An 11838-nucleotide genomic window follows, 5' to 3' on the forward strand; every position below is an offset into this window, starting at 1 on the left:
AGCAGAACCGCTTCTTTATAAAACTCAGAGATATGCTTGCCTGCCATTTGGTCTTTTGTGGCGTTGGCATAATCAGCAGAAACTTTATTGACATAAATAATATGGCCAAACTCATCAACAATATTGATGCCATCATTAGCTTTATCCATGACTTCGAATATTAGTCCCTCTTCAAATAAATCCGAACGTGTTAACTGCATATCTCTTCCTCCAAACCATTTTTTATAACGTTAGTCTAACATTAGTCTAACGCGTATTGCAACAATTTTTTATCAGGTGTCAGGTGTTTAATCTGAAAAATAGGGATTTTGAATTTTGGCATGAGAGTTGCACTATTGTATACCATAACACACTTAACTTTTATTGGACTTAAATTTTAACCTATAAAAGGAATCCAGAATTAAGGAGGCAGAATTATGTCAAGATTAACAGAAATCAGATGGCACGGGCGAGGTGGGCAAGGTGCTAAGACCGCTGCCCTGCTACTTGCAGATGCAGCATTTAATACAGGACAGTTTGTACAGGGTTTTCCAGAATACGGTCCTGAAAGGATGGGCGCACCAATTACTGCTTATAATCGTATTAGCGATACCCCAATTAGAGTTCATTCAAATATCTACGAACCAGATTTCGTCGTTGTTGTGGATGAAACACTCCTTACATCTATTGATGTAACCGCTGGTTTAAAGAGCGATGGCAGTATTATCATCAACACTTCTAAAACCCCTGATGAGGTTCGACACTATCTAAATGGTTATAAAGGACGAATCTGTACCATTGATGCTGCTCTTATCTCTGAAAAGACCTTGGGTAAAAATTTCCCAAATACCCCTATGCTTGGTGCTGTCGTTAAAGTAAGCGGCATTATGGATCAAGATCAATTTCTCAAAGATATGGAGGCTTCATTTGCACATAAATTTGCAACAAAGCCACAAGTCATTAAGGGCAACATGGCGGCACTTAATATGGCAATGCAGGAGGTTAAAGAAATATGAAAACGAAAAATGGCAATATGATTACACCTGAAATTTCATGGAAAGAGATTACACCAGGCGGTACTGTATACGGCGGCGGCTCAGCACATCACTTTAAGACAGGTGATTGGCGTACCATGATACCTGTTTTTAAAAGTGAAAACTGTAAGCAATGTTTGCTTTGCGTTCCCGTTTGTCCCGATTCTTCTATTCCAGTGACAGACGCTAAACGTCAAGACTTTGATTTTGACCACTGCAAGGGTTGTGGTATCTGCTTTAAAGTCTGTCCATTTGGTGCTATAGAATTTGTAAAAGAAAATAAATAGGAGGAAAACCATGACGATTAGAGATAGATTATCTGGAAATGAAGCAGTGGCCATTGCTATGAAGCAAATCAATCCAGATGTAATGCCGGCATTCCCAATAACACCTTCAACCGAAATTCCACAGTATTTTTCTCAATACGTAGCAAATGCTGAAGTTGACACTGTTTTTATTCCTGTAGAATCAGAGCACAGTGCAATGTCAGCCTGTATTGGTTCAGAAGGTGCAGGTGCACGTACTTTCACAGCTACTTCTTCATGCGGACTCGCACTTATGCATGAAATGCTCTATGTTGCGGCATCTTCAAGACTCCCGATTACAATGGCTTGTATCAACAGAGCCTTGACAGGCCCAATCAATATTAACAACGATCACAGTGATTCCATGGGATCAAGAGATTGTGGCTGGATTCAAATCTATAGCGAAAACAATCAAGAGGCATATGATAACTTTATACAAGCTGTTAGGATTGCAGAACACAAGGATGTTCAGCTACCGGCTATGGTCTGTCAAGATGGTTTCATCACAAGCCATGCTGTAGAGAATATCGAGCTCATTCAAGAAGCTCAGGTAAAAGCCTTTGTAGGGGACTATAAGCCAGAAGAATACTTGTTAAACCCCCAATCACCAATTGCTATCGGCCCTTATGACACCGCTAGCTATTATATCGAACACAAACGTCAACAAGCTGAGGCCATGAAAAAAGCCAAGGCTGTTGCCATAGAAGTTGCTTTGGAATTTGAAAAAATTAGTGGTAGAAGATATGGTCTTTTTGAGACTTATGCACTTGAAGATGCAGAAACTGCCATTGTCATCATCAATTCAACTGCAGGGACTGCAAAGGATGCAATCGACAAGCTAAGAGCTGAAGGTAAAAAAGTAGGCCTTTTGAAAATTAGACTTTTCAGACCCTTTCCAAGAGAAGAGATCGCTGCTGCACTTAAACATTGTAAGGCTATTGCAATTATGGATAAATCAGAAGGCTTTTCAGCTACAGGCGGGCCACTTTTTGCCGAAGTGAGATCCGCACTCTATGATACTTTAGAAAAACCCTTAGCGGTTAATTATATTTATGGTCTTGGCGGCAGAGATGTTAAAACAAATGATATAGCAAGTATCTATGCTGACTTGGAAATCATGGCAAAAACAGGCGTTTCCGGAGACACTTACAGATACCTTGGCGTAAGAGAATAGGAGGTCAGGATTAATGGCATATAACTTTAAAAATGAGATAGGCAAACCGGAGAGGTTGACAGGCGGTCATAGAATGTGTGCAGGTTGTGGTGCACCGGTTGCAGTAAGAGGTGTTTTAAGAGCCTTAAAAACAGAAGATAAAGCCGTTATTGCAAATGCAACAGGTTGTCTTGAAGTATCTACTTTTATGTATCCTTACACAGCATGGCAAGATTCGTTTATCCACAGTGCCTTTGAAAATGCTGGTGCGACTTTAAGTGGCGTTGAAGCTGCTTATAATGCTAAAAAGAAGAGAGGCCAGCTTGATGAAACCTATAAATTCATCGCATTTGGTGGCGACGGCGGAACCTATGATATCGGATTCCAGTCGCTCTCTGGTGCAATGGAAAGAGGTCATGATATGGTTTATGTTTGTTATGACAACGGCGCTTATATGAACACGGGCATCCAGCGTTCTTCTGCAACACCAAAATATGCAGATACAACGACTAGTCCAGTGGGCACTCTTATCCCTGGAAAGGCACAGAACCGCAAGGACCTTGCAGATATCATGGCAGCACACAACATCCCTTATGTCGCTCAAACGACCTTCGTTAAAAATTTCAAGGATCTCCACGAGAAATCAGAGAAGGCAATCTATACGGAGGGTGCCGCATTCCTAAATGTTCTAGCACCGTGCCCTAGAGGCTGGCGATACGATGAGTCTGAGCTCATGGAAATCTGCAGACTTGCTGTTGAAACTTGCTACTGGCCATTGTTTGAAGTCATCAATGGGGAATGGAAGCTTTCCTACAAGCCAAAAAACAAATTGCCAATTGAAGACTTCTTAAGACCACAAGGCAGATTCAAGCATCTCTTTAAACCAGAAAATGCGCATATGATTGAAGATATGCAAATGGAAGTGGATCGCAAATGGCAAGCACTACTTCAAAAATGTGGTGAAACTGAATAACCATCTTTTGTTTCCTAAAATAACTTAATGCAATAAAAATGAGAGGGATATCCCTCTCATTTTTAATTTCCTCATTTTAAATGATCTCTTTAACGAACTTTTTATCCGTTCATATTTTATCCATTCATATTTAATCCGCTCAAACTTTAAGGCAATTCAAACTTTTTTTACATAGGATTAACACCAAGTGCGATTAATATAGCGACAAAGGAACCCGCGGCGAGGCCATAAATTAGCATTGGCACTGCATTCCGCTTAATAAGCTGCCCTTCCATACCGATAACACCTGCTGTTGCACAAACCGCAACCACATTATTGATACATACCATATTTCCAATTGCACCACCTACAACCTGAAGCGACACGATTAGGACTGCTGGCATACCGAGAAGATTTGCGGTTTGATATTGTAAGGATGAGAACAAGATATTGGAAACTGTATTTGATCCTGACATGAATGCCCCGAGTACCCCTATAAAGGGTGCGATAAAGACATAGCCTCCACCAGAGATATCTGCAAGACCTTTTGCCATAACCGTTAGCATGGAAGCAAGGCCACTGCCATTAACACCTGAATTAAGCATTAACTGAACCATTGCAATACCTGCAAACAATGCAATCGCTGCACCTGAAATTTGCTTAAATGAATTTTTCCATGCGGCTTTCACTTGCTCCCCACTCATACCATGCATCCAGTGTGTAATAAGTGCAACCAATATAAATGGAATTGTTCCAGGTAAATAAGCCCATTTTAAGCCATAAGATTGAGATATACCGAAAAATTTAGGGAAGGTAATGACTTGCCCACTTAGGAAAGCCTTTAAGCCCAGTGAAGGTATACGTGTAATTACCAAAATGATTGCAATTAGAATATAAGGCGTCCATGCCTTTAACAAAGACATTTTAGCTTCACCTGTATTACCAGTGTCCGTATTCGAATGCCAAGTTGAATCCCATTCCTCCTTATTTGGGAAATCCCATACAGTTTTAGGCATGAATAAACCTTTTTTCGCCGCTAAAACGATGAGAATCAAACCAATTAAGCCACCAACTAAAGATGGTAATTCAGGACCTAGTGTCTTTGCTATCAAGTAATAAGGCACTGTAAAGCACAATCCTGAAAAGATGATAAATGGTGCCGCTTGAAGCGCTGGCTTGAAGGATTTCTCTTTACCAAATACCTTCGTCATCAACATGACTGCCATTAAAGGAATAAATGTCCCTACTACTAAATGAACTAATGCCGTCGACCCAGTCAATGCAAGTTTAAAGGCCTCAGGATCAACACCAACTGCTGCTAAATCTGTACTTAATGTACTCATTGCACCAAAGACTGGTGTTCCAACAGCACCAAACGAAACCGGAACACTGTTGAGAATTAAAGCCACCATTGCAGCTGCAAGTGGTGGAAACCCTAGCCCAATCATTAGGGGAGCTGATAATGCGGCTGGTGTACCAAACCCTGCTGCACCCTCAATAAATGCACCAAACATCCAACCAATAATGACGACTTGAATTCTTTTGTCCTTTGTAATATTGCTAAAACCGTTGTTAATTGTTGCCATGGCGCCAGATTGCTTCAGCGTATTCAAAATTAAAATTGCGCCGAAAATAATGATGATGACGTCGAAGGCCTTTTGAACCCCTAAAAAGGAATATCCGACCACATCCATTGGTGCCATTTTCCATGCAGTGAGTGCAACAAGTGATGCAACCAGCCACCCAACTGGTAACGCCTTCTTCGAGCCCCAATTTAATCCAACCATTAAGAAAATTACTAGAATAATTGGCAAGAACGCAAGAATTGCTAACATTTTAACCCCTCCAGTTCAATATTATTTTATCACAAAACCCTTAGCAAACTTTACCAGGATTTAGTAACCCCTTTGGATCAAACGCAAATTTTATATTTTTTAGTAGACTCATATAAACATCTCCTTGTTGAGTCTTTAAATAAGGTAATTTAGCATACCCTATACCGTGTTCTCCCGATACATGACCGCCCAGTTCTGCTGCTCTTTTGTACAATAAATCAAAGGCTTCCCCTAGCTTTTGTTTATAGACTTCATCAGAATATTGATCCTTCAAGACGTATACGTGTAAGTTACCATCTCCTGCATGGCCAAAGCTTGCAATCCTTATATCTACCAGAGCTTCAACCTCTTTTGTGTACTTGACGAAGTTTGCCACTTGATTTCTAGGTACAACTACATCACATTCATCCATTTCAGTTGTTGATGCCTTAATCGCCTCAAGGAAGGCGCCACGTGCTGACCAAATTGATTCTTGTCTCTCTTGAGTATCCGAAATAAAGACATCAAGTGCACCAGCTTCAAGACAAACCTCAGCTACTTTTTCATAGATACGTTCAACCTCTTCATGAGAGTTGCCATCAAATGTCAATAAGAGATAGGCATCTGATGATGCATCTGGGAACTTTTTCCCTAAGAAATCCTCTGCATTTTGGATAACGCGTCTTTCCATGTACTCAATCGCTGTTGGAATAAATTTAGATTTAATAATCATTGGCACCGTCTCAACCGCTTGCTCGAGGGATGGAAATGGCACCAATAAGCTAATCGCTACTTTAGGCAGAGGTAAGAGCCTTAAAATCGCTTTTGTGATAAAACCAAGTGTACCTTCAGAACCGACGAGTAGGTCTTTAATGCTGTAGCCAGAAGAGTTTTTAACAACTTTACCACCAACATTGATGATATCGCCGTTCATAAGAACCACTTCAAGACCTCTGACAAAATCTCTTGTAACGCCGTATTTTACTGCTCTCATACCACCCGCATTGGTAGATATATTGCCACCAATTGTCGCAGATTTTTCACCTGGATCCGGTGGATAAAACAAGTCTTCCTCTTCAACATATTTAGAGATTTCCATTAACAGCACACCCGGTTCAACTGTCAAAGTTAAGTTCTCTTTATCAAGCTCAAGAAAATGATTCATCTTCACTGTTGAAATCATTAGGCCACCATGGATTGCAACACTTGCACCAACAAGACCAGTACCCTGTCCCCTTGGTGTCACAGGGATATTTTTCTCATTACAGTACTTTAAAAGTGCCGATATCTCCTCAGCACTAAGCGCTTCTACGACCACATCTGGGAACTTGTGAACACCTGCAAGCTCATCCTTTGAATAATCTTCATGAATTTCATCACCTATATATAAGCGAGGCACTGGAATAACTGATTGAAAAAATTCAATATCCTCTTGATCTATTTTTTTATATTCCACTTTCATTTCAACCTCCTATGATCTTTCATTTTCAATACGTTCAATGAGCTTTGGAATCACTTCGTATATATCACCAACGATTGCATAATGCGCTGTATTAAAAATGGATGCTTCCTTGTCAATGTTAATGGCCATGATTTGATCCGATCCCTTCATACCGGCTACAAACTGGACCGATCCTGAAACACCGCAGGTGATAATGAGCTTAGGTCTAACCGTACGGCCACTAAGACCGATTTGAAGCTTGGCATCCATCCATCCCTTTTCAATCAATGGTCTGGTGCTGGCTACCTTTGCATCTAAAAGCTCAGCAAGCCTATAGGCCATGTCCAAATCTTCTTTTTTCTTAAAAGCCGACCCCACAACGATAATCACTTCAGCCTCTTCAATACTTTCTGACTTCTCTTTAGGGTGGACTTCAAGTACGTCTATCTGTGATTTTAGTAAGTTCTGATCAATTGTGCATTTTGTGACCTTTCCTGTAGGCACTTCAACCATTTCAGGCGCATCAAAAATTTTATATCTCACCGTTGCAAATTGAGGCCTATGGTTTGGTGTATGGATATGAGCCATGATATTGCCACCAAAAGCAGGTCTAATTTGATCTAAATCTGTATTTTCTTGAACATCTAGGACAGTACAATCTGCCGTAAGCCCAGTTCTAAATCTAGCGGCAAGTCTAGGTGCCAAGGATCTACCAATTGTCGTGCCGCCTACCAGTACGATGCTGGGTTTGTTATTAGTGATATAGTCTTCAAAACACGCAGAGTAAGGTTCAATTCTGAATTCTTCAAGACTAGCCTCCTCATATACGAAAACTTCATCAACACCATATTTAAGAATTTCTTCAGCTGCATGCTCAATATGATTTCCCATAAAAATCGCATGTACCGGATGATTAATTTTTTCTGCTAGCGTTTTGGCCTTACCGATTAACTCGAAAGACACAGGATGAATATTGCCTTCAACATGGTCAATATACACTGCCACACCCTTCCACTCGTCTTTATTAATCCCGACAACTTTATCTTCAACAAACTCAAACACTTCTGGTGCTTGCTTCACGCAAATTTTACACATCTTACAGCCACTGTTTATGCTGATTTGTGAATCAATGTACTCGATCGCATTAAATGGACATAATTTTACCAGCGCATCAGGTGATTTCACATTATTATTGTGAATAAGAATTTTCGCCATTTTATCCTCCTAAATAAACTTCAATCGCGTTAACGATTCAAACATTTGATTGGTTAACATCTCGCTACTGCCTTCCCAAATCTCATGCGCATCATTTCCCGAAGGCGGAAAAATGCGCTTTACTTGTGTTGGCGAGCCATTTAAACCATATTTCATCTCATCTTGATCCTCTAAATCATTAAAGGCAAAATATTGTACCTTGAAATTAGATGTTGATTTTTTCAGTTTATAGGAAGGCAATCTTGGTTGGAAAATGCCTTTTTCAACAGTTATTAGACAAGGAAACTTAACTTTAGCAACTTCTACAGTTTGTGGCATGTCCATCTCCACCGTCATATCCACATCAGTAACCTCAAAAATTTTTGAGACATTGGCGATGTGCGGTATATTTAAAAACTCAGCCATTTCAGGACCAACTTGAGCTGTATCACCATCTGTTGTCATCTTGCCACATATGATAATATCCGGTTTGCAAAATTTTTTAGTGCCTTGTGCTAAGGTATAGGCTGTGGCCCAAACATCTGCACCTGCAAACTTGCGATCACTCAATATAGCACCATGATCTGCCCCCATCATAAAGGCTTCTTTTATAATACGCTCCGCTTGAGGTGGTCCCATAGTCATAACACTTACGCTAGCCCCATATTTTTCTTTTAAAACCATAGCACTCTCAAGTGCATACAAATCATACGGATTCATTTTTGATGCGACACCATCACGTTTTAAAACACCAGTTACTTCATCAATTTCCACTTGAGTAGTTCCTGGAACTTGCTTGATACATACTAATATCTCCATAACGTCCCTCCTTTGAATACTAATCCCCGGTAAATCTTCACAGCAGCGCACCAATTTGGTCCTATGGTCTACTGGTCTTACCACTTAAAATAAATAATAGCACTTTTTGTCCCGCCCCACCACTATTGTTTAAATATTCACACAATTAACAGACTTAGAAATCGCTTTCTATCTGAAAAAAAATTAAAAAAAATATTTATAATTATATTTTTTGAATTTTTTTGAGTATTTTTTAACATTTTAGGGACTGCATTAGAGCATTATAACAAATACAGTCCCAGTTAACATGCGCTCCAATTGCACATTTTTAAGTATTATTGGTCACCATGGTTTTACCATGAAATTATGGCATAAAAAAACAACCCTAAAAGAGTTGTTTGTATTTTATCGTATTAAATTTATGGTTTAAGACCTTATTTTAATTAATATATTTAAGCTTAAATTTTAAATCATATCTTTGAACGGCTCTTCACAACCATGGAAAAATGCTCTTTCATGTTTTCAACAGCATCTTCACTTCTGCCTTCAATGATGGCCTCAGAAATTTTAATATGCTGGAGCAAAAGCATTCCTGAATCTTGTGCCCATGTGTTTACAGAATGTCTTGCTTCACCGATGAAATTCTTTAAGATTGCTTGGATTGCTCGCATCATAGTTTCAATTAAAACATTATGAGATGCTTCTGCTATGATAATATGAAATCTCTGATCAAGCTGAGACAACTCTTCCTCAGATGTGGTCATCTTAAAGGCTTCCACAAGTTCCGAGAATACTTGTTTTTGTTCGTCAGTTATTCGAATTGCCGCAAGTCTCGCCGCCTCTACTTCTATGACTGTCCTGATTTCCAAAATCTCATCAAAACTACCACCACCAAGCTTAAACATCAAGGAAATGGGTTCTATCCAGTTAGTAGGCTTATAGTCGCCTATATAGTTTCCACCACCTTGACGACACTCTACAACACCCAAAATTTCAAGACTTCTGATGGCTTCTCTAATAGAGGCACGTGATGCACTAAACTGTTCTGCTAGAACGCGCTCTGAAGGTAGCTTGTCACCTGTTTTGAGTTCCCCAGATAAAATCATTTCTTGGATTTGTTCTATAATCATTTCATATATTTTTTTCGTCTTTACCGGCTGAAACAAAACATGCACCACCTTTGTTGTCTACTTCTTGTATACAAGATCATTATAACAAAATATTTAAAGATTTGATATCCAATTTACGACGTATATTTATCAGTTTTTTTGTACTTTGTCAGCATCTCTTTTGGGAGATGACAGTAGTCGTCAGGGCATCTCGTCAATCGGTCTTGATGCTCCATGGCACTCTTAAGATAATTCGTAAGCGGCAAGACTTCAACAACAATCTTTTCCGCATCCGATCGGGCCTTTATAAAGGCTCTTGCCGCCTTAAGATGCATTTCACTTTCACTGTATACCCCAGTCCTATATTTTTCACCCACATCTTCACCTTGTCGATTTAAAGAGTAGGGATCAATAATTTCAAAAAAATACTGCATGAGTTCTTCAACCGCCACGCGTTGAGGATCGAACTCAGTTTTGACACACTCTGCATAACCATCATATGCACCTTCCAGTGTATTACTTGTACCATTGGCTCTGCCCGCTTCTGTAGAGATAACCCCAGGAAGGGTCTTGACAAACGCCTGGACACCCCAAAGACATCCACCTGCTAAATAGATCGTTTCCATTTCTTCACCTTCTTATGGTGGCCAAGCAACCACCCTCTATAGCTTCATTTTACCAACAATTAAGTCATTGGAAAAGGATAAATGAAAAGATTGACCACTTGTCCCCATAAAAAAACCTCTCATGGTTACGTGAATATAAACAATGAGAGGTTTCTATTTATCAAATAACCATTTTGCGTCATCTGGACCATGGGTGGTCATTACCTTTATGTGCCTAGTGGTGGGGTTTAATCGGATACTCTTCTATTGGAATTTGTTCAACATCCAGTACCATAAATCCGCCTTCGTTGGTAATATTAATCCACTTTAACCAGTTCTGGTTATCAGTCGTTGGGTAATCCTCTCTTCTGAACCAGCCTCTAGACTCCTTTCTCATACGAGAAGCCCTAAAGAACATTTCTGCCGATAAGACCATGGCCTCAGCTTCATGGCATGAAAGTAAACCATGATAATCATCTGCTTTCATTTCAGATACTTTTTCTTTTACTTTCAATATTTTTCTTAAAGCGACCTCAAGGCGTTGATCACTCATATAAATGCTGTTCTCAACAGGTGCAATGATGCTTTGAACTTCACTAATAATCTCTTTCGCCGTAATACCAGAAGCCTTTTTAAGCGGTTCAAAGGCTCTTGCTTCATTGATGGCAACTTGTGCCTCTGAAATTTTTGCCGTTTGTGGCTCTAATGCAATCTTAGCTGCCTTTTCACCTGCGATAATGCCTGCAAAAACACCATTTAAGATACCTGAACCCCTATTTCTGCCAGGAGGCGCTGGAACTGCACCTGCTGCTGCAGAACCACCATAGCTCACATCACCGATGGCAAATAAGTTCTTAATATTAGTCTGCATGTCTCTATCTACCTTAACTGGTGCTTGTTCGCCTAAGAATCCAGGTGCAAGTTCATTGTCTACATCTACCTTGTGGCATTTAGAGTAGATGGTCTGCCAGAACTTCAAGCCATAAGGTCTGTGCCATATGTTTGATGTTGTAAATAAGACTTCGTCATCTTTTGTCATAGGTGTCGTCTCAGGTTTCATCGTAATTGGACCCTTGCCTGCTGACATTTGCTCATACCATTCGGCGATAGCATCTGAATTGATGTCCGCTTCTGGAAATACTCTGAAGTTTTTAGTAATATTCTCACCTTCATTATTGTAAAGGCAGTTTTCATTGAACACATGCTCATGATGGCTTTTCACTTTAAAGAGTTGCGCAAAGTTCCCAAACTCAGCGTTTCTCATCTCAGCACCTGCTCTAAAAGCTGCTGCGATACCATCGCCTCTACCATTTGCCCACATGTTCATCACACGATAGTTTTGGCTTCCAGTGGCTAAGATCACTGTTTTTGCTTCAATCGTATAAAAAGTACCATCTAAAATACTGTAGGCATTCGCACCCACTACAGTGTTGTCTGTAACGAGTAAATCTGAC

Annotated in this window: 12 protein-coding genes; 4 read left to right on the forward strand and 8 right to left on the reverse strand. The window is 39.9% G+C overall.

All coding sequences use genetic code 11. The annotated features are described in order from the left end of the window. A partial coding sequence (locus AC220I_RS11755; RefSeq protein WP_486724027.1) for a PAS domain-containing protein occupies positions 1-200 on the reverse strand: 200 nt, incomplete at its 3' end. Between the two features lie 216 nt (positions 201-416). On the opposite strand from AC220I_RS11755, the gene AC220I_RS11760 reads away from it, so the two are divergent. The 4 genes from AC220I_RS11760 to AC220I_RS11775 are packed head-to-tail and all read left to right on the forward strand — an operon-like array spanning position 417 to position 3444. Next, positions 417-995 carry a 2-oxoacid:acceptor oxidoreductase subunit gamma family protein gene (locus tag AC220I_RS11760; protein ID WP_486724028.1) on the forward strand — a complete coding sequence of 193 codons (579 nt, stop codon included), beginning with the start codon at positions 417-419 and terminating at the stop codon, positions 993-995. Beyond that, complete coding sequence (locus tag AC220I_RS11765; protein ID WP_486724029.1) at positions 992-1300, forward strand: 4Fe-4S dicluster domain-containing protein; 309 nt, start codon at positions 992-994, stop codon at positions 1298-1300. Before AC220I_RS11760 ends, AC220I_RS11765 begins: the two co-directional genes overlap by 4 nt. Positions 1301-1310: 10 nt before the next feature. Next, the gene (porA, locus tag AC220I_RS11770; protein ID WP_486724030.1) at positions 1311-2492 is read left to right on the forward strand and encodes a pyruvate ferredoxin oxidoreductase; all 1182 of its coding nucleotides are present in this window, start codon (positions 1311-1313) and stop codon (positions 2490-2492) included. Between the two features lie 13 nt (positions 2493-2505). After that, the gene (locus AC220I_RS11775; protein ID WP_486724031.1) at positions 2506-3444 is read left to right on the forward strand and encodes a thiamine pyrophosphate-dependent enzyme; all 939 of its coding nucleotides are present in this window, start codon (positions 2506-2508) and stop codon (positions 3442-3444) included. A 167-nt stretch (positions 3445-3611) separates the two neighbouring features. Here the strand turns inward: AC220I_RS11775 and AC220I_RS11780 are convergent, their stop codons facing one another. The 7 genes from AC220I_RS11780 to AC220I_RS11810 all read right to left on the reverse strand — a co-directional run. Further along, positions 3612-5258, reverse strand: coding sequence for an L-lactate permease (locus tag AC220I_RS11780; protein WP_486724032.1), 1647 nt, complete (start codon positions 5256-5258; stop codon positions 3612-3614). Between the two features lie 40 nt (positions 5259-5298). Then, positions 5299-6693, reverse strand: a complete 1395-nt coding sequence (locus tag AC220I_RS11785; protein WP_486724038.1) for an FAD-binding oxidoreductase — start codon at positions 6691-6693, stop codon at positions 5299-5301. A gap of 15 nt (positions 6694-6708) precedes the next feature. Further along, positions 6709-7893 carry an electron transfer flavoprotein subunit alpha/FixB family protein gene (locus AC220I_RS11790; RefSeq protein ID WP_486724033.1) on the reverse strand — a complete coding sequence of 395 codons (1185 nt, stop codon included), beginning with the start codon at positions 7891-7893 and terminating at the stop codon, positions 6709-6711. 9 nt (positions 7894-7902) lie between these two features. Next, complete coding sequence (locus tag AC220I_RS11795; RefSeq protein WP_486724034.1) at positions 7903-8691, reverse strand: electron transfer flavoprotein subunit beta/FixA family protein; 789 nt, start codon at positions 8689-8691, stop codon at positions 7903-7905. 449 nt (positions 8692-9140) lie between these two features. Then, complete coding sequence (locus tag AC220I_RS11800; protein ID WP_486724035.1) at positions 9141-9836, reverse strand: FadR/GntR family transcriptional regulator; 696 nt, start codon at positions 9834-9836, stop codon at positions 9141-9143. Positions 9837-9913: 77 nt separating this feature from the next. After that, positions 9914-10405 (reverse strand): peptide-methionine (S)-S-oxide reductase, encoded by a 492-nt coding sequence (locus tag AC220I_RS11805; protein ID WP_486724036.1) that lies wholly within the window; start codon positions 10403-10405, stop codon positions 9914-9916. A gap of 214 nt (positions 10406-10619) precedes the next feature. Continuing rightward, positions 10620-11838: hypothetical protein (locus AC220I_RS11810; RefSeq protein WP_486724037.1), on the reverse strand; the 1219-nt coding region annotated here is incomplete at its 5' end.

This window comes from Fusibacter sp. (assembly GCF_057447755.1).

Bases quoted from the DNA above. Each gene is read 5' to 3' on its own strand.
- AC220I_RS11765 (WP_486724029.1), top strand. From the start codon at position 992: ATGAAAACGAAAAATGGCAATATGATTACACCTGAAATTTCATGGAAA.
- AC220I_RS11790 (WP_486724033.1), bottom strand. From the start codon at position 7,893: ATGGCGAAAATTCTTATTCACAATAATAATGTGAAATCACCTGATGCG.
- AC220I_RS11775 (WP_486724031.1), top strand. From the start codon at position 2,506: ATGGCATATAACTTTAAAAATGAGATAGGCAAACCGGAGAGGTTGACA.
- AC220I_RS11795 (WP_486724034.1), bottom strand. From the start codon at position 8,691: ATGGAGATATTAGTATGTATCAAGCAAGTTCCAGGAACTACTCAAGTG.
- AC220I_RS11760 (WP_486724028.1), top strand. From the start codon at position 417: ATGTCAAGATTAACAGAAATCAGATGGCACGGGCGAGGTGGGCAAGGT.
- AC220I_RS11780 (WP_486724032.1), bottom strand. From the start codon at position 5,258: ATGTTAGCAATTCTTGCGTTCTTGCCAATTATTCTAGTAATTTTCTTA.
- AC220I_RS11805 (WP_486724036.1), bottom strand. From the start codon at position 10,405: ATGGAAACGATCTATTTAGCAGGTGGATGTCTTTGGGGTGTCCAGGCG.
- porA (WP_486724030.1), top strand. From the start codon at position 1,311: ATGACGATTAGAGATAGATTATCTGGAAATGAAGCAGTGGCCATTGCT.